The sequence below is a fragment of the Pseudomonas sp. BF-R-30 genome, assembly GCF_019956175.1.
GTDB lineage: Bacteria > Pseudomonadota > Gammaproteobacteria > Pseudomonadales > Pseudomonadaceae > Aquipseudomonas > Aquipseudomonas jessenii.
Genome location: NZ_JAHBDE010000001.1, coordinates 184,340 through 210,457 on the forward strand (window position 1 = coordinate 184,340; position 26,118 = coordinate 210,457).

Annotated in this window: 30 protein-coding genes; 18 read left to right on the forward strand and 12 right to left on the reverse strand. The window is 62.0% G+C overall.

The window, feature by feature from the left end; all coding sequences use genetic code 11:
- Positions 1-14 precede the first annotated feature (14 nt).
- Positions 15-926, reverse strand: coding sequence for a DMT family transporter (locus KGB20_RS00710; protein ID WP_223531784.1), 912 nt, complete (start codon positions 924-926; stop codon positions 15-17).
- A gap of 96 nt (positions 927-1,022) precedes the next feature.
- On the opposite strand from KGB20_RS00710, the gene KGB20_RS00715 reads away from it, so the two are divergent.
- Positions 1,023-1,886 carry a LysR family transcriptional regulator gene (locus tag KGB20_RS00715; RefSeq protein ID WP_150814226.1) on the forward strand — a complete coding sequence of 288 codons (864 nt, stop codon included), beginning with the start codon at positions 1,023-1,025 and terminating at the stop codon, positions 1,884-1,886.
- A 195-nt stretch (positions 1,887-2,081) separates the two neighbouring features.
- Here KGB20_RS00715 and yegQ read toward each other — a convergent pair whose 3' ends face one another.
- Positions 2,082-3,404, reverse strand: a complete 1,323-nt coding sequence (gene yegQ, locus KGB20_RS00720; protein ID WP_223531786.1) for a tRNA 5-hydroxyuridine modification protein YegQ — start codon at positions 3,402-3,404, stop codon at positions 2,082-2,084.
- Positions 3,405-3,568: 164 nt separating this feature from the next.
- Here yegQ and KGB20_RS00725 point away from each other — a divergent pair, with 164 nt between their 5' ends.
- Positions 3,569-4,630, forward strand: a complete 1,062-nt coding sequence (locus KGB20_RS00725) for an AI-2E family transporter (RefSeq protein ID WP_223531788.1) — start codon at positions 3,569-3,571, stop codon at positions 4,628-4,630.
- Here the strand turns inward: KGB20_RS00725 and KGB20_RS00730 are convergent.
- The 3 genes from KGB20_RS00730 to KGB20_RS00740 form a co-directional block, all read right to left on the reverse strand.
- Positions 4,627-4,818, reverse strand: a complete 192-nt coding sequence (locus tag KGB20_RS00730) for a hypothetical protein (RefSeq protein WP_057714034.1) — start codon at positions 4,816-4,818, stop codon at positions 4,627-4,629. The genes KGB20_RS00725 and KGB20_RS00730 overlap by 4 nt on opposite strands.
- 115 nt (positions 4,819-4,933) lie before the next feature.
- Positions 4,934-5,128 carry a hypothetical protein gene (locus tag KGB20_RS00735; RefSeq protein WP_008052996.1) on the reverse strand — a complete coding sequence of 65 codons (195 nt, stop codon included), beginning with the start codon at positions 5,126-5,128 and terminating at the stop codon, positions 4,934-4,936.
- A gap of 235 nt (positions 5,129-5,363) precedes the next feature.
- The gene (locus KGB20_RS00740; RefSeq protein WP_223531790.1) at positions 5,364-5,717 is read right to left on the reverse strand and encodes a hypothetical protein; all 354 of its coding nucleotides are present in this window, start codon (positions 5,715-5,717) and stop codon (positions 5,364-5,366) included.
- A gap of 246 nt (positions 5,718-5,963) precedes the next feature.
- Between KGB20_RS00740 and KGB20_RS00745 the strand changes: the two genes are divergently transcribed.
- Positions 5,964-6,782: a shikimate 5-dehydrogenase gene (locus KGB20_RS00745; protein WP_223531792.1), complete on the forward strand. Its 819-nt coding sequence runs from the start codon at positions 5,964-5,966 to the stop codon at positions 6,780-6,782.
- 9 nt (positions 6,783-6,791) lie between these two features.
- Positions 6,792-7,310, forward strand: coding sequence for a cupin domain-containing protein (locus KGB20_RS00750; RefSeq protein WP_223531794.1), 519 nt, complete (start codon positions 6,792-6,794; stop codon positions 7,308-7,310).
- Positions 7,311-7,505: 195 nt separating this feature from the next.
- On the opposite strand, the gene KGB20_RS00755 is transcribed toward KGB20_RS00750, so the two are convergent.
- Positions 7,506-8,150 (reverse strand): YceH family protein, encoded by a 645-nt coding sequence (locus tag KGB20_RS00755; protein WP_057714038.1) that lies wholly within the window; start codon positions 8,148-8,150, stop codon positions 7,506-7,508.
- A gap of 172 nt (positions 8,151-8,322) precedes the next feature.
- On the opposite strand from KGB20_RS00755, the gene KGB20_RS00760 reads away from it, so the two are divergent.
- From KGB20_RS00760 to KGB20_RS00790, 7 genes are read left to right on the forward strand one after another with little or no spacing between them, the layout of a single operon-like run.
- On the forward strand, positions 8,323-9,495 hold the full coding sequence (locus KGB20_RS00760) for an acyl-CoA dehydrogenase family protein (protein ID WP_223531796.1): 1,173 nt from the start codon (positions 8,323-8,325) through the stop codon (positions 9,493-9,495).
- Positions 9,492-10,685, forward strand: a complete 1,194-nt coding sequence (locus KGB20_RS00765; protein ID WP_223531798.1) for an acyl-CoA dehydrogenase family protein — start codon at positions 9,492-9,494, stop codon at positions 10,683-10,685. Before KGB20_RS00760 ends, KGB20_RS00765 begins: the two co-directional genes overlap by 4 nt.
- A 13-nt stretch (positions 10,686-10,698) precedes the next feature.
- Positions 10,699-11,481 carry an SDR family oxidoreductase gene (locus tag KGB20_RS00770; protein WP_057714041.1) on the forward strand — a complete coding sequence of 261 codons (783 nt, stop codon included), beginning with the start codon at positions 10,699-10,701 and terminating at the stop codon, positions 11,479-11,481.
- Positions 11,482-11,483: 2 nt separating this feature from the next.
- Positions 11,484-11,942, forward strand: coding sequence for a MaoC family dehydratase (locus KGB20_RS00775; protein WP_102671858.1), 459 nt, complete (start codon positions 11,484-11,486; stop codon positions 11,940-11,942).
- A gap of 29 nt (positions 11,943-11,971) precedes the next feature.
- Positions 11,972-13,174, forward strand: a complete 1,203-nt coding sequence (locus KGB20_RS00780; RefSeq protein ID WP_223531800.1) for an acetyl-CoA C-acyltransferase — start codon at positions 11,972-11,974, stop codon at positions 13,172-13,174.
- Positions 13,175-13,564: a steroid Delta-isomerase gene (locus tag KGB20_RS00785; RefSeq protein ID WP_223531802.1), complete on the forward strand. Its 390-nt coding sequence runs from the start codon at positions 13,175-13,177 to the stop codon at positions 13,562-13,564.
- Positions 13,561-13,995, forward strand: a complete 435-nt coding sequence (locus KGB20_RS00790; RefSeq protein WP_223531803.1) for a nuclear transport factor 2 family protein — start codon at positions 13,561-13,563, stop codon at positions 13,993-13,995. The genes KGB20_RS00785 and KGB20_RS00790 overlap by 4 nt, the downstream gene beginning before the upstream one ends.
- Before the next feature lie 129 nt (positions 13,996-14,124).
- Here KGB20_RS00790 and KGB20_RS00795 read toward each other — a convergent pair whose 3' ends face one another.
- Both KGB20_RS00795 and KGB20_RS00800 read right to left on the reverse strand, forming a co-directional pair.
- Positions 14,125-14,619 (reverse strand): SRPBCC family protein, encoded by a 495-nt coding sequence (locus tag KGB20_RS00795; RefSeq protein WP_223531805.1) that lies wholly within the window; start codon positions 14,617-14,619, stop codon positions 14,125-14,127.
- Positions 14,620-14,632: 13 nt separating this feature from the next.
- A complete protein-coding gene (locus KGB20_RS00800) occupies positions 14,633-15,409 on the reverse strand; it encodes an SDR family oxidoreductase (protein WP_223531807.1) in 777 nt (258 codons plus the stop codon).
- Between the two features lie 277 nt (positions 15,410-15,686).
- Here KGB20_RS00800 and KGB20_RS00805 point away from each other — a divergent pair, with 277 nt between their 5' ends.
- The 4 genes from KGB20_RS00805 to dmpG are packed head-to-tail and all read left to right on the forward strand — an operon-like array spanning position 15,687 to position 19,292.
- A complete protein-coding gene (locus KGB20_RS00805; RefSeq protein ID WP_223531809.1) occupies positions 15,687-16,529 on the forward strand; it encodes an alpha/beta fold hydrolase in 843 nt (280 codons plus the stop codon).
- Positions 16,526-17,317 (forward strand): fumarylacetoacetate hydrolase family protein, encoded by a 792-nt coding sequence (locus KGB20_RS00810; protein WP_223531811.1) that lies wholly within the window; start codon positions 16,526-16,528, stop codon positions 17,315-17,317. Before KGB20_RS00805 ends, KGB20_RS00810 begins: the two co-directional genes overlap by 4 nt.
- Before the next feature lie 18 nt (positions 17,318-17,335).
- On the forward strand, positions 17,336-18,244 hold the full coding sequence (locus KGB20_RS00815; protein WP_223531813.1) for an acetaldehyde dehydrogenase (acetylating): 909 nt from the start codon (positions 17,336-17,338) through the stop codon (positions 18,242-18,244).
- Between the two features lie 13 nt (positions 18,245-18,257).
- Positions 18,258-19,292 carry a 4-hydroxy-2-oxovalerate aldolase gene (gene dmpG / locus KGB20_RS00820; protein WP_154861407.1) on the forward strand — a complete coding sequence of 345 codons (1,035 nt, stop codon included), beginning with the start codon at positions 18,258-18,260 and terminating at the stop codon, positions 19,290-19,292.
- A gap of 62 nt (positions 19,293-19,354) precedes the next feature.
- Here dmpG and KGB20_RS00825 read toward each other — a convergent pair whose 3' ends face one another.
- The 4 genes from KGB20_RS00825 to KGB20_RS00840 form a co-directional block, all read right to left on the reverse strand.
- A complete protein-coding gene (locus KGB20_RS00825) occupies positions 19,355-19,522 on the reverse strand; it encodes a hypothetical protein (RefSeq protein ID WP_167362873.1) in 168 nt (55 codons plus the stop codon).
- Positions 19,523-19,886: 364 nt separating this feature from the next.
- Positions 19,887-20,435 (reverse strand): ADP compounds hydrolase NudE, encoded by a 549-nt coding sequence (gene nudE / locus KGB20_RS00830; protein WP_150814210.1) that lies wholly within the window; start codon positions 20,433-20,435, stop codon positions 19,887-19,889.
- 87 nt (positions 20,436-20,522) lie between these two features.
- Complete coding sequence (locus KGB20_RS00835) at positions 20,523-21,653, reverse strand: helix-turn-helix transcriptional regulator (RefSeq protein ID WP_057714053.1); 1,131 nt, start codon at positions 21,651-21,653, stop codon at positions 20,523-20,525.
- Between the two features lie 136 nt (positions 21,654-21,789).
- Positions 21,790-22,833, reverse strand: a complete 1,044-nt coding sequence (locus KGB20_RS00840; RefSeq protein ID WP_057714054.1) for a Rieske 2Fe-2S domain-containing protein — start codon at positions 22,831-22,833, stop codon at positions 21,790-21,792.
- 146 nt (positions 22,834-22,979) lie between these two features.
- On the opposite strand from KGB20_RS00840, the gene KGB20_RS00845 reads away from it, so the two are divergent.
- The 3 genes from KGB20_RS00845 to KGB20_RS00855 are packed head-to-tail and all read left to right on the forward strand — an operon-like array spanning position 22,980 to position 25,844.
- Positions 22,980-23,819: an SDR family NAD(P)-dependent oxidoreductase gene (locus KGB20_RS00845; protein WP_223531815.1), complete on the forward strand. Its 840-nt coding sequence runs from the start codon at positions 22,980-22,982 to the stop codon at positions 23,817-23,819.
- Complete coding sequence (locus KGB20_RS00850; RefSeq protein ID WP_223531817.1) at positions 23,806-24,732, forward strand: alpha/beta hydrolase; 927 nt, start codon at positions 23,806-23,808, stop codon at positions 24,730-24,732. The genes KGB20_RS00845 and KGB20_RS00850 overlap by 14 nt, the downstream gene beginning before the upstream one ends.
- Positions 24,729-25,844, forward strand: coding sequence for a 3,4-dihydroxy-2-butanone-4-phosphate synthase (locus KGB20_RS00855; protein WP_223531819.1), 1,116 nt, complete (start codon positions 24,729-24,731; stop codon positions 25,842-25,844). The genes KGB20_RS00850 and KGB20_RS00855 overlap by 4 nt, the downstream gene beginning before the upstream one ends.
- Positions 25,845-26,118: the final 274 nt, after the last annotated feature.

Sequence of the window (26,118 nt, forward strand, 5' to 3'; positions counted from 1 at the left end):
GCAAAAAGCATGGATCAGACCCTAACAGCCTGAGCAACCACAACCCGCCGCTCCAGATTCAACGCCAGCACACTCGCCAACACCACCAGCCCGCCGACCACGATCATCAGCGTCGGCCGCTCACCCAGCGCATAGGACGCAATCACCATCGCCGTCGGCGGCGTCAAATACAGCGTCATCGTCGCCCGGCTCAAATCGACATGCGCCAGCACATAAGCCCAGGCCAGGTACGCCAGGGCACTGGGGAAAATCCCTAGGGCAATCACCGCAAACTGCACGCGCAGCGGCGCCTGGGCGACTTGATCCGCCAGGCCGGGCAAGTAGATCAGCAACAGCACCGTCCCGGACCACACCGTGTAACACACCAGCGTCAGCCCGTCGTATCGCCCGGTGTGATGCTTTTGCAGGGCAAAGTAGAGACTCCAGGACACCGCCGCCAGCAGGATCAGCAAGCCGTGGGCATCAATGCTGCCCAAGCCATGATCGCCCGCCACCACAATCATCACGCCAAACAACCCGAGCAGCACACAACCCCAGCGCCACAGGCTCACCTGATCCTTGAACACGAAGCGCGCGATCAGCGTGCTGAACAGCGGCGTGGTCTGGGCCAGGACGCTCGAAGCGCCGGCGCTGACACCCTGCTGTCCGAAGTTGATCGCCACGTGGTGCAGGCTCACGGCAAAGAAGCCCAGGCCGAACATCAGGGGCAGATCTCGCAGGCTCGGCAGGCGAATGCCCTTGAACATCGCGACCACGGCCATGAACACAGAGGCCAGCAGGAAGCGCAGGAGCGCCAGGTGCACAGGGTCGTAGGCCTGCAAGCCGATATGGATGCCGGTCGGGGAGTAGCCCCAGCACGCCACGACAAACGCCATGGCCAGAATGATTTTCCAGGGTGAAACGGGGGAGGGTGTGAGCGGCGTCATGGTCGTGCACCTGTGGGTGGATGCACCGAGTATCAGAAAGCCGATCGTTCGCCACAACTGACTTATACTGCGCTAACCGTTCACTATAGGTGATGTATGGAGCTGGCTCAGATTCGCATGTTCAAGACCGTGGCCGATGTCGGCAGCATCGCCCGCGCGGCCGAGCTGTTGCATTGCGTGCCGTCGAACATCACGGCCCGGATCAAGGCCCTGGAGGCCGAACTGGGTGTTGCGCTGTTTCTGCGTGAGGGTCGAGGGCTGCGCATCAGCCCGTCGGGGCAAACCTTCCTGGCCTATGCCTCGAAAATTCTTGCCCTCACCGCCGAGGCCAAGCGCGCGGTCGATCCTTCGGCCGAACCCTCGGGGCCGTTGCGCATCGGAGCCATCGAGTCGTCGGCCACCGGGCGATTGCCGCGCCTGCTGGCGAAATTCCACAAGCGTTTCCCGCAGGTGGCGCTGGAGCTGACCACCGGCTCCTGGGGGCAGTTGCTCGACGACACGCTCAATCACAAGCTCGACGGCGCCATCGTGGCGGTGGATGTCGAGCGTTCGCACCTCAAGCGCACGCCGATGTACCGCGAAGAGCTGCTGCTGATCGCCTCGACCTCCCTGGGGCCGCTGCGGGACATCAGTGATTTGCAGGACCAGACCGTGTTCATGTGGCCCCAGGGCTGTCCGTACCGGGCGGCGCTGGAGCATTGGTTGTTGCGAAAGGGGCAGGCGCTGCCGATTGTCAGCCTGGCCAGTTATGGCGCGATTGTCGGTTGCGTCAGCGCCGGGGCCGGCGTGGCGCTGGTGCCTAAGGGGATCTTTGACCAATACGCCAAAGGTGCAGGGTGCGCAGGGTTTGAGTTTCCCGAGCTGACCGCCGTCGACAACCTGTTTTACTGGCACGAAAACGCCGGGGTGCACCCGGCACGTGAGGCGTTTGTGGCGATGCTCCGCGAGGAGTTTGCGTAATCATTGATCGCTGTAGAAATGGGGTAAGGCAGCGTTTGTGGCGAGGGGGCTTGCCCCCGTTCGGCGGCGAAGCCGTCGTAATCCCGACGAAAGTACTTGTACAGAAAAACCGCGTCTTCTGGATTTAGGGCTGCTTCGCACCCCAGCGGGGGCAAGCCCCCTCGCCACAGGTTCACATGGCACTGTTGCTGATGTTCAGCCCCTCACATCCCGCATCAACAACCCAAACTCCAGCTCCACCGCATCCGGTATCGGCAAATACACCGTATGCCCATCCCCCGGCGCAACGTCGATCGCTTCACCCTTGGCGTTCTGCAACTGATGCAGATCGAAGTGGAAGTTGCCCTTGGGCGTCATCAGCTCCATGTGATCGCCCAGGCCGAAGCGGTTTTTCACCTTGACCTCGGCCAGGCGATCCCGCCGCTGTCCGGTCAGTTCACCGACAAACTGCTGGCGCTCCGACACCGAGCTGCCGTTCTGGTAGTTCTGGTATTCGTCATGCACATGCCGGCGCAGAAAACCTTCGGTGTAGCCGCGCTGGGCGAGGGACTCCAGGTCGGTCATCAGGCCGCGGTCGAAGGCCCGGCCTGCCACCGCATCGTCGATGGCCCGGCGATAAACCTGGGTGGTACGCGCGCAATAAAAATGGGATTTGGTCCGGCCTTCGATTTTCAGGGAGTGCACGCCCATGTGGGTCAGGCGTTCGACATGCTGCACGGCGCGCAGGTCCTTGGCGTTCATGATGTAAGTGCCGTGTTCGTCTTCGAAGGCGGGCATCTGTTCGCCGGGACGATTGGCTTCCTGCAACAGGAACACCTGATCGGTGGGCGCGCCGATGCCCAGGGTCGGTTCGGGTTCGAATGTCCGGACGATCTCGCCGAGCTGGTTTTCCGTGGCCGGCTGCGCCGAGTATTTCCAGCGACAGGCGTTGGTGCAGCTGCCCTGATTGGCATCGCGCCGGTTCATGTAGCCCGACAGCAGGCAACGCCCGGAATAGGCCATGCACAACGCGCCGTGCACGAACACCTCCAGTTCCATGGCCGGCACTTGCTCGCGGATCTCGGCGATTTCTTCCAGGGACAGCTCTCGGGACAGGATGATCCGGCTCAAGCCTTGCTGCTGCCAGAACTCGACACTGGCCCAGTTCACCGTATTGGCCTGCACCGAAAGGTGGATCGGCATCTGCGGGTAGTGCCGGCGCACCAGCATGATCAGGCCGGGGTCGGACATGATCAGCGCATCCGGGGCCATGGCGATCACCGGTTCAAGGTCCTTGAGGAAGGTCTTGAGCTTGGCGTTGTGCGGCGCGATGTTCACCACCACGTAGAAGCGCTTGCCCCGGGCCTGGGCCTCGCGAATGCCGAGGGCCAGGTTGGCGTGGTCGAATTCGTTGTTGCGCACCCGCAGGCTGTAGCGCGGCTGGCCGGCGTACACGGCATCGGCGCCGTAGGCGAAGGCGTAACGCATGTTTTTCAAGGTGCCGGCGGGGGCGAGCAGTTCTGGCGCGGTGAGGTTCATGGCAGTGTCGGTCGCAAAAGCCGCACAGGGTAAATGCCCTGTGCCAAGGGTTTATTGACCTGGATCTATGCCTGATCAACAAACCGATGGCACTCGCGCGAGCCGTGGCGGACTAAACATCAAGACGAAAGTTTTTCGTCCTGACTGGCTGGCACGGATCGGACATGAACGAAACGACCCCACAAGACAAATCGCTGTCGGTGTTGCTGGTGCTGGTGAGCGCTGCCTTCATCTGGATCCTGCTGCCGTTTTACGGCGCGGCGTTCTGGGCGGTGATCCTGGGCATCCTCTTTGCGCCACTGCAGGGCCGGCTGCAAGTGAAGTTCGGCTGGCAACGCAACCTCACGTCGCTGTGCACATTGAGCATTTGCCTGGTGATTGCGATTCTGCCGGTGATCATCATCAGCGCCTTGCTGGTTCAGGAGGGCGCGTCACTCTACAAAAGCGTCGAGAGCGGCGAACTCGACATTGCCGGGTATGTGTCGCAGTTCAAGCACAGCCTGCCGCCGTATTTCCAGCATCTGCTGGATCGCTTCGGCATGGGCGAGTTGAACGGGCTGCACGAGAAAATCGTCAAGAGCGCGATGACCGGCGGGCAGGTGCTGGCCTCTAAAGCGTTCAGTTTCGGCCAGGGCACATTCGAGTTCATCGTCAGCTTTTTCATCATGCTGTACCTGCTGTTTTTCTTCCTGCGTGACGGTGCGGAACTGGCGCGCAAGGTGCGTGCGGCGGTGCCGTTGCAGGAACAGCAGAAACGCCGTTTGCAGCTCAAGTTCAATCGTGTGGTGCGGGCCACGGTGAAAGGCAACCTGCTGGTGGCCATCACCCAAGGCGCGCTGGGCGGTCTGATTTTCTGGTTTCTGGACGTTCCCAGCGTGTTGCTCTGGGCGGTGTTGATGGCGTTTCTGTCGTTGCTGCCGGCGGTGGGGGCGGGAATAGTCTGGGTGCCGGTGGCGGCGTTTTTCCTGCTCACCGGGGCGATCTGGCAGGGCGTGGTGCTGGTATTGTTCGGGGTCTTGGTGATCGGGCTGGTGGACAACCTGCTCCGGCCATTGCTGGTGGGCAAGGACACCAGGATGCCGGACTACATGATCCTCGTCTCGACCCTGGGCGGCCTGGCGATTTTCGGGCTGAACGGTTTTGTCATCGGCCCGTTGATCGCAGCCCTGTTCATGTCGAGCTGGGACATTTTCATCGAAACCAAACCGCGGGTGCAGCTGCCTTAGGCGCTGAACCTGCCGGACTGGCCGCTGCCGATGCGTTGCGACAGCTCACGGGCGGCGGGCAGCGAAGTGAGCGGGCCGCTGATCTGTACGCCGTCCTGCACCAGGTACCAGCAGGCGAGCATGCCCAGCTCTCTGAGCTGTGCGGGGACGGCGCTGCCGATAACGGACATGATCTGAACCTTGGACATGAAAAGTACCTCCATCAATCTGTGGAGTTACTTTAAGGTCCGGGTACCTTGAGGGGTAATCAACGTTTTCGATAGTGGTCATTGATGCCAGAGGGGGTAAACGACCGTTGGTCGGTCAGCTGACCACCTGATCGAGCATATGAACCACTTCCTGCTCGTTGAGCAGGCCCTTGCGCACCAGGCTTTGCGTCAGCAGCGAGAGAAACTTGGCGCTGCGATGACCTTCCAGGTGCTTGAGTTCGGTCAGTGCGTTGTAGACTTTGCTGGAGGTGCACAGACCGACGATGCGGTGCGGGTTTTGCGTTGGCATGTGGTCGTCCTTGTTGTTATGAACCTGTTTTCGACGGACAGCACCGAGCTTGCGGAGCTGACATGACAAAAATATGACCGATTTGTGCCGCAGGGCAGAAATCGGGTCGAGTCCATCTTGCCTGTTTCTGCCACGGACACTGTCCCGATAGCGACCTTGGCGAGATTTATCCAGACCTGGACCGACAAATGGATATAAAAAAGCCCCGCTGTTTCAGCGGGGCCGGTCGAGTCCGTTACCAGCGACCGTAATGTCGGCCGTAGTGGCCGCGTGGCGGGCCGTAGTAACCACGGGGTGGTCCGTAGTAAACCGGGGCCGGGCGGTAGTAGATCGGTTGTTGCACGTAGACCGGGGCCGGTTGGTAGTAAACCGGAGGCGGTGGTGCGTAATAAACCGGCGCGGGCTGGTAGTAGACCGGTTGCGGCGCGACATAGACCGGGCGGTTGGCGTTGATCAGAGCCGAGCCGACGATGGCAGTACCGACGATCGCTCCAAATACCGCCGCGTCATTACCATGCCCGGCTTGCGCCTGACCTGCGATAGCGAGGGCGCCGATCAGCAAGGCTACTGTGGGGACTTTACGGATCATGATAGTACCTCGGCTCTTCAACCCGGCGCTTGTGTCTGCAATAGACCCAAGGATTGTCGCGGGGATACTTCTAAGACAGCGTTTTTCTGAAAAACAGCACGGCCGCGAGGTAAATTTTGTGTAAGGTCTGTACCGACTTTCTTACCGACCCGTGTAGGCCCGTGCGAACACACCTTCATGATCGATCAGAACCCGATGGAGGGCTAATCCCGTCCATCCGAAAAGTGCATTTGAAGGAGCTTGCCCATGCAGATGAACCCCAACAAAGACACCCAGTTGTGCATGTCCCTTTCAGGACGCCCCGGGAACTTTGGCCTGCGTTTTCACAATCATCTGTATGAACAACTGGACTTGAATTTTTACTACAAGGCCTTTGCCAGCCAGGACCTGACGGGTGCTGTTGCCGGCATTCGCGCCCTGCGGATTCGTGGTTGTGGCGTGTCGATGCCGTTCAAGGAAGCCTGCATTGCCCTGGTGGATGAACTCGACGCATCTGCCGCCGCCATTCAATCGATCAACACCATCGTCAACACCGACGGGCATCTCAAGGCCTACAACACCGACTACATCGCCGTTGCCCAGTTGCTGGAAAAACACCAGGTGCCCAAGGACTCGACCTTTGCCTTGCGCGGCAGCGGCGGCATGGCCAAGGCCGTGGCGAGTGCCTTGCGCGATGGCGGCTATGAAAACGGCCTGATCGTGGCCCGCAACGAGCGCGCCGGGCAGGCGCTGGCGCAGTCTTTGGGGTATGAGTGGCAGGCCGAGCTGGGGAGTCGTCGCCCGCAGATGCTGGTCAACGTCACCCCGATCGGCATGACGGGAGGACCGGAGGCCGATCAACTGGCCTTTGAGCCTGATGTGATCGAAAATGCGGAAACTGTCTTCGATGTGGTGGCGATACCCTCGGAAACACCGCTGATCGTGCGTGCCCGTGCCGAAGGCAAGCGGGTCATCACCGGGCTGGAAGTGATCGCGATCCAGGCACTGGAGCAATTTGTGCTCTATACCGGTGTACGGCCGACGGACGAGCAGTTCCAGAAGGCCGTGGCGTTTGCCCGCAGCTAGGAGGTGTCCATGCATCCCCCCATTCTCAATCTGGATTCGGTCGAACTTGAGCCGCTACCCGAAGCGTTTGCGCCGACCGGTGAAACCGCCGGTCGCTATCAACAGCGCCTGGCCCGTGTCGGTCAGCAACTGGGGGCGCAAAAACTGGGTTATCGCCTGTATGTGCTGGAGCCAGGCATGCGCGGCAGTCCGTTTCACAGTCATCGGGTCAATGAGGAAATGTTCTACGTCGTGGCCGGGGAAGGGCAGGTTCGCCTGGGATCCGAACGCTTTCCAATCCGTGCCGGTGATGTGATCGCCTGTCCACCGGGTGGGCCTGAAAAGGCGCACCAGATCATCAATACCAGTAACGGCGAGTTGCGGTACCTGGCCGTCAGCACCCAGCAATCACCGGAAATCTGTGAATACCCGGATTCCGGTAAATACGCCGTGATGGATGACTTCAAGGTGGATGCCGAGGGTAATGCGTCGGGCTTTGTTGCGGTGGCCCGGCAGGCGGACGGGGTGGATTACTGGGACGGCGAGTAACCACAGGCACCGTCAAACCACTGTAGGAGCGAGCCTGCTCGCGATGGACGTCAACGATGACGCGTGCTGTCTGAATGAGCGCGTCGTCTGGACGTTTTTCGCGAGCAGGCTCGCTCCTACAAGTCTTGTGTCAATCACACATGTCCGTCGGTCCACGATCCATTGTGGGAGTGTTGTGTCAGGTAAACATCCAGGTTATTCGAGCCGGGCCAGTCTTTCTTCCAGCGCCGCAATTCGCGCTTCCAGTTCTTCGATCCGTTCAACCGAAACCCCGCTGCCGCCACGCTCGGCCGGGTTTTGCCGTGCCGCCATGATCGCTTCGATATCCGCCGGGTCGCCCAGGGCGTGGGTGTAACGGTCTTCGCGCTGGCCGGCCTGACGTGGAATCAGCACGGCCAGACCCCGGGCAATCAGGCGTTCGAGTTGATGCACCACCTGTTCGGTGTCTTCGAATTCATGCATGCGGCCGCTGCGGGTTAGCAGTTCATTGACGGTCTGCGGGCCGCGCAGAAACATCAGCCCGGTCAGGATGACCTGCGCCGGTACCAGTTCCAGGGCCTTGTCGACCTTGTGTTCCCAGCGGTCGGCGCGGCTGCCCATCACCAGTCTGGCGAAGCCGCGTCCTTCGAGGGCGCGCAGGCTCTGACCGACCTGGCCCGGCGTCAGGTTCATCACTGGCTCGCGGCTGGTTTTCTGGTTGCAGGCAATCACCAGGGCATTGAGGGTCAGGGGATAGGTTTCCGGGCTGGTGGCCTGTTTCTCGATCAACGAACCCAGAATGCGGATTTCCGTGCTGCTGAGCCGTGGCTCGTCGAAAGTCGTCTCTTGCTCAGTGCTCATGGTTCTGCATCCTTAGCCGATTCATGTTTTTCACTTGCGTAGGCGCACTTTGACATCGCCCGTTCGGACTAGGCAAGGCTAACGATTCTGCCGCGTCCGGGCGGCGCCAAACTTCATGCTCAAAGGGGTGTTGCGCCACGCGCGCCCCGCCAAACGAGCAGAAGGCGCCGCGATGGAGTTTGCATTCAGCGACGAACAGGAAATGATCCGCGCATCGGCCGAGGGTTTCCTCGCCGATGTCTCGGATTCTGCCGCCGTGCGCGCGGCAATGGTCAGCGAACGGGGTTTCGATGAAGCCCTCTGGCAGCGTCTGTGCCAGGAAATGTACTGGCCGGCCATTCATATCCCCGAAACCTATGGGGGCCTGGGCCTCGGCTTTGTCGAGCTGACGATCCTGCTGGAACAGATGGGCCGGCGTTTGCTGTGCTCGCCATTTTTCGCCACCGCCTGCATGGCCACCCCTGCGCTGTTACTAGCGGCCAATGATGAACAGAAGCAGCGTTGGTTGCCGTCGATTGCCGATGGCAGCGTGACCGCGACCCTGGCGTTCAGCAGTGCCAACGGCTGGTCCGCCGACGATGTCCAGGCAACGGTGGTGGCTGAGGGCGACGGGTTCGTCCTCGACGGCACCCTCAAGCATGTGCTCGATGGCCATGGCGCTGACCTGTTGATCATTGCCGCACGGCAACCCGGAACCACCGGTGAAAAGGGCATCAGCCTGTTTGCCGTGAACGCCGTATGTGCTGGTATCGAACGGCAAATGCTGCCGACCATGGACCAGACCCGGCGCCAGGCGCGGATCCAGCTCAAGGACCTGTACCTTGATGCCGACTGCCTGCTGGGTGAGTTCGGGAACGGCTGGTCGCACCTTGAGCGAGTCCTGCAACTGGCCTGCATCGGCCTGGCTGCCGAGCAGACCGGCGGCGCGCAGCAGGTGCTCGACCTCAGCGTGGCCTACATGCAGGAGCGCCAGCAGTTCGGTCGCCCGATTGCCAGTTTCCAGGCCCTCAAACACCGCGCCGCCGACATGATGCTGCAAGTCGAATGCGCCCGTTCGGCCAGTTATTACGCCGCGTGCGTGGCCCAGGAAGTGCTCGATCCCCAGGGTGATCCGCAGGTCGCGACCGAACTGCCGCTGGCGGCGGCGCTGGCCAAGGCGCAGTGCTCCGAGACCTACTTCTCTTGCGCGTCCGAATCGATCCAGTTGCATGGCGGCGTCGGTTTCACCTGGGAATACGACCCGCACCTCTACTTCAAGCGCGCCCGCGCCAGCGAGAGCTTCCTCGGGCTACCGGCCTGGCATCGCGAGCGCATTGCTTCGGTGATTCTGGGAGAGCAGCCATGAAAATCAGTTTCAGCGAGCAGGACGAACGCTTCCGTCGGGAAGTCGCCGACTGGATGAACGCCAACCTCTGCGGCGAGTTCGAAGCCCTGCGTTTTCGCGGTGGTCCGGGCGATGAGCATATGTTTCCCCAAGAGCGCAAAGCCTGGGAGCGCAAGCTTGCCGAAGGCGGCTGGACCTGCGTCGGCTGGGCGCCGGAGCATGGCGGGCGCGGCCTGTCGATCACCCAGCAGGTGATCTTCAACGAAGAGTACGCCCGCGCCAGCGGCCCCGGCCGCATGGGGCATATCGGCGAAGGCCTGGCCGGGCCGACCATCGCCGCATTCGGCACGGTCGAACAGCAACAGCGTTTTTTGCCGGGGATCGTCAGCGGTACGTCGTTCTGGTGCCAGGGCTATTCAGAGCCGGGCGCCGGTTCCGACCTGGCCAACGTCAAGACCCGCGCAACGCTGGATGAAACCACCGGCAGTTGGATCATCAATGGCCAGAAAGTCTGGACCTCCCTGGCCCACGAATCGGACTGGTGCTTTGTCATCGCCCGCACCGAGCCGGGTAGCGTCGGCCATCGCGGTCTGTCGTTCCTGCTGGTGCCCATGGCCCAGACAGAAATAACCGTACGACCCATCGAGCAACTCACCGGCACCTCGGAATTCAACGAAGTGTTCTTCGACGATGCCCGCACCGACGCCACCAACATCATTGGCGCGCCGGGCGAAGGCTGGAAGATCGCCATGGCGCTGCTGGGCTTCGAGCGGGGTGTGTCGACCCTCGGCCAGCAGATGCAGTTCCAGAACGAACTCAACGAAATCATCGCCATCGCCAAGTCCAATGGCGCCGACCGCGATCCGATCCTGCGTCAGCGCCTGGCCGAGGCCTGGAGCGGGTTGCGGATCATGCGCTACAACTCGCTGCGCATGCTCTCGGGTAGCCAGGACGGTTCGCTGCGCAAAGAGGCGACCATCTACAAGCTGTTCTGGTCGACCTGGCACGCCAGCCTCGGCAAGTTGGCGATGGACGTCCTCGGCGCCGAGGCGGAATTGCTCGAAGCCGCGCCTTACCAGTTGACCCGTTTGCAGTCGCTTTACCTGTTCAGCCGCGCCGACACCCTCTACGGCGGCAGCAACGAAATCCAGCGCAACATCATCGCCGAGCGTGCCCTGGGCATGCCTAAAGAGCCGCGTCCGCGCGCCTGAAAGGAGAGAGTTCATGTCTGTACCTCAATATGTTGAAGGTCGCGGCCTGCTGCGCGGCAAGTCGGTGCTGATCACCGCCGCCGCAGGCGCCGGGATCGGTTTTTCCGCCGCCGTGCGTGCCGCCGAAGAAGGCTGCCGTGCGCTGATGATCAGCGATATCCATGAAGGCCGGTTGGCCGAAGCGGTGCTGAAAATCCGCGAAACCACCGGGCTGCAACACGTGTTCGGCCAGGTCTGCAACGTTGCCGACGAAGCCCAGGTACAGCAGCTGATCGCCTGCGCAGAGCGTGACCTGCAAGGCGTCGATGTGTTGATCAACAACGCCGGGCTTGGCGGCTCGCGCTTGCTGGTGGACATGGCCGATGAAGAGTGGAATCGGGTCATCGACGTGACGCTCACCGGCACCATGCGCATGACCCGCGCCATGCTGCCGAAAATGATGGAGCGGCGTGCCGGAGTGATCGTCAACAACGCCTCGGTGCTGGGCTGGCGCGCGCAGAAAGAACAGGCGCACTACGCCGCCGCCAAGGCTGGCGTGATGGCGCTGACCCGCTGCGCAGCGGTCGAGGCGGCTGACTACGGCATCCGCATCAACGCGGTCAGCCCGAGCATTGCCCTGCACGATTTCCTGCGCAAATCCGCGCCCCAGGCAGTGCTCGATCAACTGGCCGCCAACGAAGCGTTCGGCCGCGCCGCCGAAGTCTGGGAGGTGGCCAACGTGATGATGTTCCTGGCCAGCGACTACAGCTCCTACATGACCGGCGAAGTGTTGTCGGTGTCCAGCCAGAGGGCGTGACCATGCCACGTATTTTCGACACGCCGATGGCCTTGTTCGACGCCGTGGGCGAATCACTCGGCGCCAGCGACTGGCTGTTGCTGGAACAGGACCGCATCGACCGCTTCGCCGACGCCACCGGCGATCACCAGTGGATTCACGTCGATCCGCTCAAGGCTGCCAACGGTCCGTTTGGCGCCTGCATTGCCCATGGCTACCTGAGCCTGTCGCTGGTCAATCTGTTCTTGCCGCAGATCGTCGAGGTCCGTGGCCTGGCCATGGGCGTCAATTACGGCTGTGAGCGGGTGCGCTTTCCCTCGGTGGTGCGCGTCGGCTCGCGGGTGCGCGGCAGTGCGCAACTGATCGCGGTCGAGGAAGTGAAGGGCGGCGTACAGGCGACCATCCGCGTCAGCGTCGAAATCGATGGCGAGGAACGCCCCGGCTGCGTGGTCGACACCATCAGTCGCTATTACCCGGCCTGACCTTCAACAGCATTTTCGAGGAATCCAGCATGAAAGAAGCCGTCATCGTTTCCACCGCCCGCACACCGATCGGCAAAGCCTTTCGCGGTGCGTTCAATGACACCGAAGCGCCGCAATTGGGTGGGCATGTGGTGCGCGAAGCCGTACGCCGTGCCGGTATCGAACCGGATGAAGTGGACGACGTGATCATCGGCGCCGCCGCGCAGCAGGGTACGCAGTCGTATAACCTGGGGCGCTTGTGCGCGATTGCCGGTGGCTTGCCGGCATCGGTTGCCGGGATGGCCGTCGAGCGCCAGTGCTCGTCGGGCCTGATGAGTATCGCCATGGCCGCCAAGGGCATCATGTGCGACGAAATCGACATCGCCGTGGCCGGTGGCCTGGAGTCGATTTCCCTGGTGCAGAACAAGCACAAGAACCTGTATCGCAATCAGTCGGGTTCGGTGATCGAGCTGGACCCGCACGCCTATATCCCGATGATCGAAACCGCCGAGATCGTTTCCGCGCGCTACGGCATCTCCCGAGACGAACAGGACGAATACAGCTACCAGAGCCAGTTGCGTACCGCACAGGCCCAGAGCGCCGGACGCTTCGACCGGGAGCTCGCGCCGCTGGCAAGCCGCAAGGCAGTGTTCGACAAGGCCACCGGCGAAACCAGTTATGAAACCGTCACCTTGCTGCGCGATGAGTGCAACCGCATCGACACCACTCTCCAGAGCCTGAAGGCGCTGGAGCCAGTGTGGCCGGGCGGTCAGTGGAGCGACAAGGGTCGTTTCATCACCGCCGGCAACGCCTCGCAGTTGTCCGACGGTGCGTCGGCCTCGGTGTTGATGAGCGCGAAAATGGCCGAGAAACGTGGCCTGGAACCGCTGGGGATCTATCGCGGCATGGCCGTCGCCGGCTGCAATTCCGACGAGATGGGCATCGGTCCGATCTACGCGATTCCGAAACTGCTCAAGCGTCATGGCCTGACCATGGACCACATCGGCCTCTGGGAGTTGAACGAAGCGTTCGCCTGCCAGGTGCTGTACTGCCGCGACACCCTGGGCATTCCGGCCGAGCGCCTGAACGTCAACGGCGGGGCGATCGCCATCGGCCATCCGTTCGGCATGTCCGGGTCGCGGATGGTTGGCCACGCGTTGGTCGAAGGCCAGCGTCGCGGTTTACGTTACGTGGTGGTGAGCATGTGCATCGGTGGCGGCATGGGCGCTGCTGCTCTATTCGAGGTGGTCTGAATGATCAGCGCACAACATATCCAGACGACAATGGCGCGTTACGTGGAATTGGTGGATGCCGGCGACATCGACGGCATCCTCGCGCTCTACGCCAAAGACGCCACCGTTGAAGACCCGGTCGGCCAGGCGCCGTTGCAGGGCATCAACGCCATCGCGCGTTTTTACCGTGAAGGACTGGGGGCGATGAAAGTCTCCGCAACCCAGACCGGCCCGGTGCGCGCGACGCTCAACGGTTGCGGCGCGATGTCGTTCCGGGTCGACATGGAGTGGGGCGGGCAACCGTGCTCGCTGCATGTGATCGACGTGATGGAATTCGATACCGACGGCAAGGTCCGCTCGATGAAAGCCTACTGGAGTGAGGTCAATGTGACGACGCGAGGTGCAGCATGAACCTGGAACAGCGTATCGCCCGCCTGGAAGCGCTGGAGGATATTCGCCAGCTCAAGCATCGCTACCTCAACGCCTGCGATCTCAAGCAGGTCGAGGTGATTGCCAACTGCTTCGCCGAAGGTGAAGTGCTGATCGATTACGGCCCGTTGGGGATCTTTCGTGAGCGCAACAGTTTTGTCGCGCTGTATCGCGAACTGGCTTGCCATGAGCGGGTGATCGACCTGCATCACGGCGCCAACCCGGAAATCGAGGTGCTAAGCGAAGATGAAGCCCAGGGCCGTTGGGCCCTGTGGTATTTCAACCTGGATGGCGAGAGCGGGGCGACGCGGCAGTTGGGTGGGTTCTATCAGGACCGTTACCAGCGTATCGCCGGCCAATGGAAGATCGTCGCCACCCGTTTTACCGCTCACTCGGAAGTGGCGCGTTCCTGAAGGTTGCTCACTCCAGAGGTGACCCCTGTAGGAGCGAGCAAGCTCGCTCCCACAGTTTTTGTGGTGACGCCGGCATTGCGAGCACCCCCAATCCCCTGTAGGAGCGAGCCTGCTCGCGATGGCGGTGTATCAGGCAGCATTGATGTTGGATGTGCTGACAGCCATATCCGGATTCTGCGTTAGGCCGGTTTCGTAGTAGGCCTTGAGGTTCTCGGCAATCTGCCGAACGACCTTGTTGAAGGCCTTGGCCAGCAACCTTTCAAACAGCTTGCCACCGCGCAGGCTGTAACTCATTTGCAGAGTGATGCGGGTCGCGTTGCCTTCGGCTTGCAAGGCATAACTGAAACTCGCCTCGCGAAACGGAAAGGGCGAGTCATTGCCGCCCTTGTGCAACCGCAGCACGAACCCCGTGCCTTCCTGCCACTGCACCACGCTTTCATCCAGATACTGACCGCCCTTGCGCAACACCCGGCGACTGGCGCCGATACCTTCCGTTGCGCCAGGATGAAACTGGCAACCGGTCAGGCCTGGTACATAGTGCGGGGCAAGGCTCAGGTCGCGTAGTTTGGTCCATGCGGCTTGTCGCGTGAGGTTCAGCACAACGCTGTGGCTGGCTACGGGCATGTCGAAAGTCCTCTTATGGATGGGATTGAGCCGCATCGAGAAATGCCGGGCGTTCGCCCGCGCCATGCACCGCGATGTCCGCGCCACTGACGTAACGGGCCAGCCTCGAGGCCAGGTACAGGCAGGTGTCGCCAATGTCCTCCGGGGTCGCCAGGCGTTGCAACGGAATGGTCGCCGCCACCCTGGCAATGCCCGCGTCGTCACCATAATGCATGGCCGCCTGCTCGGTGAGAATCAGCCCGGCGGTCACGGCGTTGACCCGCACCTTGGGCGCCCATTCCACCGCCAGCGAGGTCGTCAGGTTGAGCAAGCCGGCCTTGGCCGCACCATAAGCGGCGGTGCCGGGGGAAGGGCGGGTGGCGCTGACGCTGCAGATGTTGATGATCGCGCCACCGTCGGCCTGGGCCTGCATCACCTGGTTGGCCTGCTGGCACAGGTTCAGTGGCGCAATCAGGTTCAGGCGGATGATTGCCTCGCTGAAGCGCGGCGAAGCCGTGGCGGCGTCGGCATTCGGCGAACCGCCGGCGTTGTTGACCAGCACATCGAGGCGGCCGAAGCGCTCGATGATCTGCGTAATCAAGCGCCCGGACTGCTCGACATCCCGCAGGTCGCAGGCCACGAACAGCGCCTCGCGCCCGGCGCTGACCGGCAAGGTTTGTGGTGCTTCGCGACCGCAAATCACCACCTCGGCGCCACAGTCCAGAAAGCGCTGGCTGATGCCGCGACCCACACCTTTGCCACCTCCGGTGACCAGTACCACTTTGCCGCGAAAGTCCATTGGATCAAGCATGGGGGGGCCTCGTTCTGTCGCTCGGGAATGTAACCGATGCTAGGTCTGCAACCCCGGCAGGCCAACGTCCAAAGGGACTAGAGATTGTCTGTAGGAGCGAGCCTGCTCGCGATGGACCTGAGAACACCGCGGGGTGTCAGGTATCCAGCGTCATCGTTGACGACCATCGCGAGCGAGCTCGCTCCTACAAGTACAGGCGCGTAGTCCTGTCGGACGATGTTGATGGCCCGCCCCGTCGGAATAATCCGGCTACAACAACAGGCCGGGAGGACACCTTATGGGCGCTTCAGCGCAAGGGCACTTCGTTACGCTGCCGGATGGTTTGCAGCTGCACTACAAAGACATCGGCGGGCAAGACACCGGCAACGGCGAGCCGGTGATTTTCATCCATGGCAGCGGGCCGGGCGCCAGCGGTCACAGCAACTTCAAGCAGAACTACCCGCTGTTCGCCGAAGCAGGCTATCGGGTGATCGTCCCGGATTTGCCCGGCTACGGCGCTTCGGACAAGCCCGACACCCTCTACACCCTGGACTTCTTTGTCGCCGCCCTCAGCGGTTTGCTCGATGCCCTCGACATCCAGCGTTGCGTGCTGGTCGGTAACTCCCTGGGCGGCGCGATCGCGATCAAACTGGCCCTCGACCAACCGCAGCGTATCAGCCGTCTGGTGCTGATGGCGCCCGGTGGCCTGATGGAAAAAGAACAGTATTACCTGCAGATGGAAGGCATCCAGAAAATGGGTGCGGCTTTCGCCAAGGGTGAGCTGAACGATGCGGCGGGCATGCGTCGCCTGCTGGTCCTGCAACTGTTCGACGAAACCCTGATCAGCGACGAAACGGTCAACGAGCGCGTCGCCGTGGTTCAGCAGCAACCGGTGTGCGTGCTGTCGACCATGCAGGTGCCGAACATGACGTCGCGCCTGGCTGAATTGCAGTGCCCGATCCTCGGTTTCTGGGGCATGAACGACAAGTTCTGCCCGTCGTCCGGTGCCCAGACCATGCTTGAAAACTGCTCCGGCATCCGTTTCGTCATGCTCAGCGAGTGCGGGCATTGGGTCCAGGTCGAGCACCGTGACTTTTTCAACCGCCAGTGCCTGGCGTTTTTTCAGGAGGCCCGTGGATGAGCGTGCAATTGCGCCGTGAGTTCGGCGAAGAGCTTTATCAGGCGCTGCTCAGCGGCTCCACCCTGGCGCCGCTGACCGAGCGCTGGCCGTCGATCAGCATCGAAGACGCCTATCACATTTCCCTGTACGCCATTGAGCGTCGAGTGGCGGCCGGTGACCAGATCGTCGGCAAGAAAATCGGCGTGACCTCGGCGGCGGTGCAGCAGATGCTTAACGTGCATCAGCCGGATTTCGGTTTTATCACGCGGCAGATGTCGTTCGATGACAATGCGCAAATTTCCCTGTCCGCCAACAAACTGATCCAGCCCCGTGCCGAGGGCGAGATCGCCTTCAAGCTCAAGCATGACCTGGTCGGCCCCGGCATCACCGAAGCCGACGTGCTGGCCGCCACCGAATACGTGATGCCGTGTTTCGAGATCGTCGACTCGCGGATTCACGACTGGCGTATCCGCATCCAGGACACGGTCGCAGACAACGCTTCTTGCGGAGTGTTTGTGTTGGGCGACAGCAAGGTGGATCCGCGCGAACTGGACCTGCCGAACTTGCGCATGCGCGTGTTCAAAAACGCAGAGCCCCTGAGTGAAGGCCTGGGTTCGGCGGTTCAGGGAAATCCATTGACTGCGGTGGCCTGGCTGGCCAATACCCTGGGCGCCTTCGGCATTCCGTTCAAGGCCGGGGAAATCATCCTGTCCGGCTCGCTGGTACCGCTGGAACCGGCCCGTGCCGGTGACCGTTTTGAACTGACCATTGATGGCCTGGGCAGTGCCCGGGTGTCTTTCTGCGCCTGACTTTTGGAGTTTGACCCAATGAGCAAAAAACTCAGAGCGGCCATTATCGGCCCGGGCAACATCGGCACCGATCTGCTGATGAAAATGTGCCGATCGCAATGGATCGAGCCGGTGTGGATGGTTGGCGTCGACCCTGAATCCGAAGGCCTGAAACGTGCCCGGGAAATGGGCATCAAAACCACCGCCGGCGGTGTCGATGGTTTGCTGCCTCACGTGCTCGACGATGACATTCGCATTGCCTTCGATGCCACCTCGGCTTACGTACACGCGCAAAACAGCCGCAAGCTCAACGAACTCGGGGTGATCATGATCGACCTCACGCCGGCGGCCATCGGTCCGTACTGCGTGCCGCCGGTCAACCTCAAGGAGCACGCGTCGAGCCTGGCGATGAACGTCAACATGGTCACCTGCGGTGGCCAGGCGACCATCCCGATGGTGGCGGCGGTGTCGCGGGTGCAGCCGGTGAGCTACGGCGAAATCGTCGCGACCGTGTCCTCCGGTTCGGTGGGCCCGGGCACGCGGCAGAACATCGACGAGTTCACCCGCACCACCGCTGGTGCGGTGGAGAAGATCGGCGGCGCCCGACGCGGCAAGGCGATCATCGTGATCAACCCGGCCGAGCCGCCGCTGATGATGCGCGACACCATCCATTGCCTGACCGATGACGAGCCGAACCAGGATGCAATCCGCACCTCGGTGCTGGAGATGGTCCGCGAAGTGCAACGCTATGTGCCCGGCTACAAGCTGATCAACGGGCCGGTGTTCGATGGGCGCAAGGTGTCGATCTTCATCGAGGTCGAAGGCCTCGGCGATTTCCTGCCCAAGTCCGCTGGCAACCTCGACATCATGACCGCCGCCGGTTTGCGCACGGCCGAGATGTTCGCCGAAGAAGCCCACAAGGGCACCCTGCAATTGCCTGCCCGTTGAGTGGAGAATCGCTATGAATTTGCAAGATAAGAGCGTCCGTCTGCATGACATGAGTCTGCGCGACGGCATGCACGCCAAACAGCACCAGATCAGTATCGAACAAATGGTCTCGGTGGCCACCGGTCTCGATGCGGCCGGTGTGCCGCTGATCGAAATCACCCACGGCGATGGCCTGGGCGGTGCTTCGCTGAACTACGGTTTCCCGGCCCACAGCGACGAGGAATACTTCTCTGCGGTGATTCCGAAGATGAAACAGGCCAAGGTCTCGGCCCTGTTGTTGCCGGGGATCGGTACCCTCGACCACCTGAAAATGGCCCACGAACACGGCGTGTCGACCATTCGTGTGGCGACCCACTGCACCGAGGCGGACGTTTCCGGCCAACACATCGGCATGTCGGCGAAGATGGGCCTGGACACCGTTGGCTTCCTGATGATGGCGCACATGGTCAGCCCGGAAAAACTGCTGGAGCAGGCGCGGTTGATGGAAAGCTACGGCGCCAATTGCATCTATTGCACTGACTCGGCCGGCTACATGCTGCCCGATGAAGTGACGCAAAAGATCGGGGCCCTGCGTGCGGGACTGAACGCCGGGACCGAAGTCGGTTTCCACGGCCACCACAACATGGGCATGGCCATCGCCAACTCCCTGGCTGCCATCGAGGCCGGTGCTGCACGGATCGACGGTTCGGTCGCGGGTCTTGGCGCGGGGGCGGGCAATACGCCGCTGGAAGTGTTCGTCGCAGTTTTGGAGCGCATGGGCGTCAACAGCGGCGTCGACCTGTACAAGATCATGGACGTGGCCGAAGACCTGGTGGTGCCGATGATGGACCAGCCGATCCGCCTCGACCGGGACGCACTGACACTCGGTTACGCCGGGGTCTACAGCTCGTTCCTGTTGTTCGCCAAGCGTGCCGAGCAGAAGTACGGCATCGCTGCTCGCGAACTGCTGGTGGAGCTGGGCCGACGCGGAACCGTGGGTGGCCAGGAAGACATGATCGAAGACCTGGCGTTGACCCTGTCGCGGGCCAGGGGTGTACTGCCGACCTGATTAATGCGGCAACGAAAAAACCACCGATCCGGTGGTTTTTTTATGGCCGGTGGAAACCGTGCTCAAGGCAGCAGATTGCGCACCACGGGCGGGTAGCAGTTGATGGCCGAGCTCGAACAGCTGAAGTAAGCCGTGGTCGGTCGGTAGGCTTCGTTCTTGAACAGCTGGCACAGACTGGTGGAAGCGCCCGCACAGAGGATGATGAACAGAGCACAAGTCGTTTTGCGCATGATGAGTCTCGACACGGTTTTATTGTTGTAGAGACAGGTTATGGCGGCGGCGCGCGAGTTGCCTCGTCCGAATGGACTAGCCGACCAATTTGAAGCTGCCCCTTCCCTTGTGGGTGTTTGATCCCCTGTGGGAGCGAGCCTGCTCGCGATGGCGGTGTGTCAGGCAATATGGATGTTGGATGTGCCGGCCTCATCGCGAGCAAGCTCGCTCCTACAGGTTTATCGGGCGTTCCCGGGATCTGCGTCTGGCCTTGATCCCCTGTAGGAGCGAGCCTGCTCGCGATGGCGGTGTGTCAGGCAATATGGATGTTTGATGTGCCGACCTTATCGCGAGCAGGCTCGCTCCCACAGGTACTGTGTGGTGTCAGACCCGTCGGGCGAGGGCGCCTATTGCCATGAACAGCGCCGCAATCGCCCTGGCCTCGTGGAGTTCACCGCGGGCCACCAGTTCGGGGATTTGCGCCAGCGGTACCCGCAGGCATTCCAGGGGTTCGGGTTCGTCGCCTTCGAGTTGGCAGGGGCTCAGTTGTTCGGCCAGCACGACCCGGTAGCGATGGCACAAGTGCCCCGGTGCCAGGGTCAGCTCGCCCAGTTCAGTGAGGCGTTCGGCGCGCATTCCGACTTCTTCGCTCAGCTCGCGCTGCGCCGCCTGCAAGTAGTCTTCATTGGGCTCGGCGCCGCCCTTGGGCAGGCCGAGAATGGTTTTTTCCACACCGACCGCGTACTCGCGCACCAGCAGCACATGCTCTGGATCGGGCATCGCCACCAGCATCACCGAGCGATAACCGGTGCCGCGCAGGCGTTCGTAGACCCGCTGCTGGCCGTTGCTGAATTGCAGGTGCAGGGCTTCGATCTGAAAGTGGCCGCTTTGCGCCAGCAGTTCAGTCTTGAGGATGGTTGGGCAGTTGCGCATGGGGCAGTCCCCTGTTTGGGATAAAGACACTGTGCGCTGTGCAACGGGAGCCGCCATCGTCCGAGCGGACGAGGGCGGCAATGAGGGCTAGCCGAGGGTCGCCACGCTGCGCAGGATCAGGCGCACCAGCATGGTCTGGCGGGTCACGCCGGTCTTGGAGAAGGTCGAGCGCAGGTGTGCCCGCGAGGTGTTGCGGCTGATGCCCAGCTCCTCCGAGGCTTCGTCGAGGGTCAAGCCGTTGGCCAGCAACATCGCCAGCTGGGTTTCCGCCGGGGTGAAGTCGAACAGCGCGCGAACGATTTCCTGCGGTGCGGTGGATTGTTGTTCCGGGTCGCTGATGAAAATCACCACGGTCGGGCACTGTTTGCCTTCGCTCCAGTCGGTCAATGGCACCGAGCGCACGATGATCCCCAGGTCCGCTTTGCCGGACGGCCGCTGCACGCGCAGGGCTTCGACCACCGACGGGTTGCTGCTTTTTTGCGACAGCAGCGACTGCTTGACCAGGCGACGGAACTCCTGGGTGTCCCGGGCCGTACCGACCTGCAGGCCATCGTTGACCAGTTTGATGCCGTCCTTTTCCTGGATCAGCCGGTCGGCGACCTGGTTGGTCTGCAGTACCTTGCCGGCCTCATCGAGGATGATCGTGCCGACCGCCATCTGGTTCACCGCGCCGGCGTACAGATTGCGTTCGGCTTCGATGCGGTTGAGTTGCATGTGGATCTTGATCGAACGCTCCAGGTGCGCAATGAAATGCGTGAGCATGGCCTTTTCTTCGTTGCCGAAAGGCTTGTCGTCACGCCCGCGACTGATGCGAATGCGGCACTGGGCGCCGTCGACGGTGTTGATGTCGGCACCGAGGATGTGGAACACGTCCACCGGTTCAAGGAAGTTCTTGTAGAACTCGGAATTCTGCCAGTCGTCGTTGGAGACGAACTCGGCGAGGGTCACCACCTGGCGGTTGGGCAGGTCGACAAACGGATCGAGGCTGAAAAAGTGTTTGTTGTACGACGCGGTCGCCTCGGTCGAGGTGCCGGTGGTGTTGACCATCAAGCCGTCCACGTGGGCGCTGGGCGGACGCAGGATGAAGGTCACGTACTTGCTGTTCAGATGCACATTGAGCTGATTGAGAAAAGTAGCCCAGGGAATGGTTTCCAGCGGACCCTGATAGAGGTTGCCGATCAAATCGCTGAACGTATCGAGGCTGAGGCTCTGCTGCATAGGAAAAAACCGTTTTTATTATTAGCGTTGGCGGTGGCCGAGAATAAGCGCCGGTATCGACTCCTTGCAACGCTCGGGCGCAGGGCCTGACCGGCGGCTGCCGAACAGGCCCATGGCGGGCGAAAAGCCGCTGGCGTCAGACCCGTTCGCTGGCGCGCACGACAAACTTCTTGTGTTCGGCAACGTCCGCCGACAGCGCCTCGACGTCGGTGTAGAACTGCTCGTACCAACGGCGCAGCTGATAGACCGGACCGTCGCCGTCACACAACAGCGGGTTATCGACGCGGGTCTTGCTGTGCCAGATGGCCACGTCTTCGTAGAAGGCTGCCTGCGCCTGCGCCACGTAGGCCTTGGCCATCGCCTGGTTCTGCTCTTCGCTCAAGCCCGGGATCTTCTTCACCAGCACGCCGTAGCGCAGGGTGAAACTGTCGAGGTCGACCGGCACATGGCAGTTGAGCAGGATCGAGTGGATCGGCTGGCCGTTCATGGCACCGTTCATCTCGGTGATCTGATAGGCCGGGCCGAAATAGGTGGCTTCGGTGGTCAGCACGCTGTCACCGGACAGGCGCTCACTGCGGGCGCGCATGATCTGGGTGGCCAGGTGGCCCTGGAAAATATTGATGAACTCGTCGACCGGTGCGCCATGGACGGTGCCGAAGTGCGCCATATCGGCGATGTTGTCGATCAGTTCGCGGCAGTTGGTGTCAATCTGCAGCTCAGCGACTTCCCACGCCGCCCATTCGTCGCTGTAGCAGGCGTCGATGCGCGGAATGCGTTGTTCCGGCAGCGGGGGGTTGCCTTCGGGGTCATTCCAGACGAACAGCAACTGGTTCTCTTCCATGATCGGCCAGCTTTTGATCTTGGCCCGTGGCGGGATGCGCTTGGCGTAGGGGATGTCATCGCACACGCCATCGGCGCCCCAACGCCATGCGTGGAACGGGCAGCGGATCGAGTTGCCTTCAACGCAACCGGTGCTCAGGTCGGCGCCCATGTGCGGGCAGTAGCCATCAAGAATATGCAGCTCGCCGTCTTCACCCTGGAACGCCACCAGACGGGTGCCGAACACCTCCAGGCGATGGGCCTTGCCGTCGCGGTATTGCGCGGCCAGGCCCAGGCAATGCCAGCCGCGGGCGTAGCGGTCTTCCAGCAGTTTGGCTTCGATGCGGTGCAGGGTACTCATCTTATTATTCTCCCAAGGGATCACGGGGTTGGCGCATGTAACGGATTCTGCCGCCCCTGTAAAAGCGGGCATCGTCTGAATGGACGATGGCTGCTTTAAGTAGGCCCGCTCTACTGGCGCCATTGGACCCATGGCAGGAGTTGGCGATGAATAATGAACAAGGGCCGGTAGCGGTGATTACCGGGGCCGCCAGTGGTATTGGCCGTGGCCTGGCCAAACACGCGGCGACACTGGGCATGCGCCTGGTGCTGGCGGATCGGGATGCAGCGGGCCTGCTGGCCCTGTGCGACGAATTGAAGGCCAGCGGTGTGCAAGCGATTGCCTGCGTCACCGATGTCGGTGATGTGAAACAGGTCGAGCGCTTGCGTGACCGGGCTGTCGAGCACTTCGGCGGGGTCGACCTGCTATTCAACAATGCCGGGGTGATGCAAACCGGCTTCAGCTGGGAAATCACCGAGACGCAATGGCAGCGCATGCTGGACGTCAACCTCAACGGCGTTATCAACGGCATTCGCACCTTTGTGCCGTTGCTGCTCAGTCAGGGCCGGGCAGCCCATGTGATCAACACCGCGTCCCTTGCCGGGCTGGTCAGCAGTCCGCTGATGGCGCCGTACAACGTGACCAAGCAGGCGGTGGTCGCGCTCTCGGAAACCCTGCATTACGAACTCGCCATGATCGGTGCGCCGGTATCGGTTTCGGTGCTGTGCCCGGGGCCGGTGGCCAGTGAAATCATGGCGTCGAACCAGGTGGTGGACACCGCCGGATCCGACTTCAGTCAACTGCTCGACAGCACCATTCGCCAGGGCATGACCCCGGCGGAACTGGCCGCGCAAGTGTTCGCCGCCATCGCGCAAAAACGCTTCTGGATTCTGCCCCACAAGGGTTTCAAGCCGGCCCTTGAGCGCCGGGTACAAAGCATCCTGGGCGAGACCAATCCGCAGTTTCAAATGGCCGACGTAGAGGATGATGCCCATGCCGCTCGATAAGCAGATCGCTGGGGTGCTCCAGCAATTTCGCGACATCCCCGAGCCCGATTTCAGCCAGGTCGATGCCGCTCAGTACCGGCAGTTCTCCGACAACCTGCTGCCGGCCATCCCCGGCGACCCGATGAGCGAAGTGCGCGACTTGCGGGTGGCCGGCGCGGACGGTGAACTGGACGCACGGCTGTACCGGCCATCGGAAGAACCCGACCTGCCGTTGCTGGTGTTTTTCCATGGTGGCGGGTTTGTCATGGGCAATCTCGATACCCACGACAATCTCTGCCGCTCGCTGGCCCGCCAGACCGAAGCGGTGGTGGTGTCGGTCGCCTACCGACTGGCGCCGGAAAGCAAGTTCCCCGCTGCGCCTCTCGATTGTTATGCGGCCACCTGCTGGCTGGTCGAGCACGCGGCTGAACTGCGCGTCGATGGCAGCCGGCTGGCTGTGGCCGGAGACAGCGCCGGGGGCAATCTGGCGCTGGCGGTCAGTCAGTTGGCGGCACGACGCCAAGGGCCGAAGATCAGCTATCAGTGCCTGTTTTACCCGGTCACCGATGCGGGTTGCGACTCTCAGTCTTTCGAAGACTTTGCCGAGAGCTATCTGCTTTCCGCCGCAATGATGCGCTGGTTCTGGCAGCAGTATCTGCAAGACGTCGGGCAGGCGGATGACCCATTGGCCTCGCCGTTGCGTGCCGAGAGCCTGGCGGGATTGCCGCCAACGACCCTGATGACTGCCGAATTCGACCCGTTGCGCGATGAGGGCGAGGCCATGGCCGAATGTCTGCGCGAGGCCGGCGTGCCTGTGCGCGTACAGCGTTGCGACGGCATGATCCATGGTTTTATCAGCATGGCGCCATTTGTCGAAGGGGCGGCACATGCCTTGTCCGATGCGGCAGCCGACCTGCGCGGGGCGCTCAAATGAAAGGCCTGGCTTTCAACACGGTACCGCAACTGATCGAGGCCATCGGCGCCGGTCGGATGGTGGTGATCACCGACGACGAACACAACGGCGAAGGCTCGTTGCTGATGGCCGCCGAACAGGCCGGGGCCGAAGCCGTCACCTTCATGGCGGTGCAGGCACGCGGACTGATTTGCCTGGCCCTGACCGAGCAGCGCTGTCGCGCGCTGGGCCTGGACCTGATGGTGCCCAACTCCCGGGCGCAACATGGCGTGGGTTTTACCCGCTCGATCGAAGCCGCCACCGGGGTGTCCACGGGTATCTCGGCGGCGGACCGTGCGCGGTCGATCCAGGTGGCGGTCGACCCGGCCAGCGTTCCGACGGACCTGGTGCAACCGGGGCATATCTTCCCGGTGCAAGCCTTGCCCGGTGGCGTGATGCAGCGGGCCGGACATGTCGAGGCCGCTTGCGACCTGACACGTCTGGCGGGGCTGCAACCGGCGGCAACCCTGGTGGGCATTCTCAACGAGGACGGCGAACTGGCCCGTGGTGCCGAATTGCATGAGTTCGCCCAACGTCATGGCTTGCGGATCGGCACCATTGCCGACCTGATTCACTACCGCATCCTGCATGAAGGCACAATCGAGCGCGGCGGCGAGTATCCGCTGCATACCCGCCACGGTGAGTTCCAGGTGACCACCTATCAGGACACCTACCAGGGCTCGCTGCACCTGGCGCTGGTCAAGGGCCGGATCGACAGCACGCAACCGGTGTTGGTGCGGGTGCAAAGCATCGAGACGTTGCGTGACGTGCTGGGGTGTGAAAGCGAAGGCGGGCCGCAACAGTGGACGCTGGAGCGTTCGCTGGCCAGTATCGCGGCGGCCGGTAGCGGTGTGCTGGTGCTGCTGGCGCAAAAGGAATCCGCCGAGGGCGTGCTTGAGCAACTGCGTCAGCGCAGCGGCGGCAAGCACCGGGCGCCACAGTTTCCGCAACGGACTTTGGGCATCGGCGCGCAGATCCTGCGCGACCAGAACGTGCGCAAAATGCGCCTGATGAGTTCGCCGGTGCCGTACACCGCCGTGTCCGGGTTTGATCTGGAAGTGACGGAGTTTGTGCCGTTTCAGCCGGCAGTCTGAAGCCAACACCTAAACCTGTGGGAGCGAGCCTGCTCGCGATGGCGGTCTGTCATTCAACATCAATGTTGAATGTACCGGCCTTTTCGCGAGCAGGCTCGCTCCCACAGTATTTTCGGTTGTGCGTAAATATTGAGTTCACCTCATAACCCTGTGGGAGCGGGCTTGCCCGCGAAGACTGAGTGTCAGTCGACATCTATTTTGAATGTGCCGCCCTCATCGCGAGCAGGCTCACTCCTACAGAAATTTCGGTGGTTTGTGGATTCTGTGTACTGCC

Excerpts from the sequence above, each read along its gene's own strand:
- KGB20_RS00710 (WP_223531784.1), bottom strand. The coding sequence starts at position 926 with ATGACGCCGCTCACACCCTCCCCCGTTTCACCCTGGAAAATCATTCTG.
- KGB20_RS00715 (WP_150814226.1), top strand. The coding sequence starts at position 1,023 with ATGGAGCTGGCTCAGATTCGCATGTTCAAGACCGTGGCCGATGTCGGC.
- yegQ (WP_223531786.1), bottom strand. The coding sequence starts at position 3,404 with ATGAACCTCACCGCGCCAGAACTGCTCGCCCCCGCCGGCACCTTGAAA.
- KGB20_RS00725 (WP_223531788.1), top strand. The coding sequence starts at position 3,569 with ATGAACGAAACGACCCCACAAGACAAATCGCTGTCGGTGTTGCTGGTG.
- KGB20_RS00730 (WP_057714034.1), bottom strand. The coding sequence starts at position 4,818 with ATGTCCAAGGTTCAGATCATGTCCGTTATCGGCAGCGCCGTCCCCGCA.
- KGB20_RS00735 (WP_008052996.1), bottom strand. The coding sequence starts at position 5,128 with ATGCCAACGCAAAACCCGCACCGCATCGTCGGTCTGTGCACCTCCAGC.
- KGB20_RS00740 (WP_223531790.1), bottom strand. The coding sequence starts at position 5,717 with ATGATCCGTAAAGTCCCCACAGTAGCCTTGCTGATCGGCGCCCTCGCT.
- KGB20_RS00745 (WP_223531792.1), top strand. The coding sequence starts at position 5,964 with ATGCAGATGAACCCCAACAAAGACACCCAGTTGTGCATGTCCCTTTCA.
- KGB20_RS00750 (WP_223531794.1), top strand. The coding sequence starts at position 6,792 with ATGCATCCCCCCATTCTCAATCTGGATTCGGTCGAACTTGAGCCGCTA.
- KGB20_RS00755 (WP_057714038.1), bottom strand. The coding sequence starts at position 8,150 with ATGAGCACTGAGCAAGAGACGACTTTCGACGAGCCACGGCTCAGCAGC.
- KGB20_RS00760 (WP_223531796.1), top strand. The coding sequence starts at position 8,323 with ATGGAGTTTGCATTCAGCGACGAACAGGAAATGATCCGCGCATCGGCC.
- KGB20_RS00765 (WP_223531798.1), top strand. The coding sequence starts at position 9,492 with ATGAAAATCAGTTTCAGCGAGCAGGACGAACGCTTCCGTCGGGAAGTC.
- KGB20_RS00770 (WP_057714041.1), top strand. The coding sequence starts at position 10,699 with ATGTCTGTACCTCAATATGTTGAAGGTCGCGGCCTGCTGCGCGGCAAG.
- KGB20_RS00775 (WP_102671858.1), top strand. The coding sequence starts at position 11,484 with ATGCCACGTATTTTCGACACGCCGATGGCCTTGTTCGACGCCGTGGGC.
- KGB20_RS00780 (WP_223531800.1), top strand. The coding sequence starts at position 11,972 with ATGAAAGAAGCCGTCATCGTTTCCACCGCCCGCACACCGATCGGCAAA.
- KGB20_RS00785 (WP_223531802.1), top strand. The coding sequence starts at position 13,175 with ATGATCAGCGCACAACATATCCAGACGACAATGGCGCGTTACGTGGAA.
- KGB20_RS00790 (WP_223531803.1), top strand. The coding sequence starts at position 13,561 with ATGAACCTGGAACAGCGTATCGCCCGCCTGGAAGCGCTGGAGGATATT.
- KGB20_RS00795 (WP_223531805.1), bottom strand. The coding sequence starts at position 14,619 with ATGCCCGTAGCCAGCCACAGCGTTGTGCTGAACCTCACGCGACAAGCC.
- KGB20_RS00800 (WP_223531807.1), bottom strand. The coding sequence starts at position 15,409 with ATGCTTGATCCAATGGACTTTCGCGGCAAAGTGGTACTGGTCACCGGA.
- KGB20_RS00805 (WP_223531809.1), top strand. The coding sequence starts at position 15,687 with ATGGGCGCTTCAGCGCAAGGGCACTTCGTTACGCTGCCGGATGGTTTG.
- KGB20_RS00810 (WP_223531811.1), top strand. The coding sequence starts at position 16,526 with ATGAGCGTGCAATTGCGCCGTGAGTTCGGCGAAGAGCTTTATCAGGCG.
- KGB20_RS00815 (WP_223531813.1), top strand. The coding sequence starts at position 17,336 with ATGAGCAAAAAACTCAGAGCGGCCATTATCGGCCCGGGCAACATCGGC.
- dmpG (WP_154861407.1), top strand. The coding sequence starts at position 18,258 with ATGAATTTGCAAGATAAGAGCGTCCGTCTGCATGACATGAGTCTGCGC.
- KGB20_RS00825 (WP_167362873.1), bottom strand. The coding sequence starts at position 19,522 with ATGCGCAAAACGACTTGTGCTCTGTTCATCATCCTCTGTGCGGGCGCT.
- nudE (WP_150814210.1), bottom strand. The coding sequence starts at position 20,435 with ATGCGCAACTGCCCAACCATCCTCAAGACTGAACTGCTGGCGCAAAGC.
- KGB20_RS00835 (WP_057714053.1), bottom strand. The coding sequence starts at position 21,653 with ATGCAGCAGAGCCTCAGCCTCGATACGTTCAGCGATTTGATCGGCAAC.
- KGB20_RS00840 (WP_057714054.1), bottom strand. The coding sequence starts at position 22,833 with ATGAGTACCCTGCACCGCATCGAAGCCAAACTGCTGGAAGACCGCTAC.
- KGB20_RS00845 (WP_223531815.1), top strand. The coding sequence starts at position 22,980 with ATGAATAATGAACAAGGGCCGGTAGCGGTGATTACCGGGGCCGCCAGT.
- KGB20_RS00850 (WP_223531817.1), top strand. The coding sequence starts at position 23,806 with ATGCCGCTCGATAAGCAGATCGCTGGGGTGCTCCAGCAATTTCGCGAC.
- KGB20_RS00855 (WP_223531819.1), top strand. The coding sequence starts at position 24,729 with ATGAAAGGCCTGGCTTTCAACACGGTACCGCAACTGATCGAGGCCATC.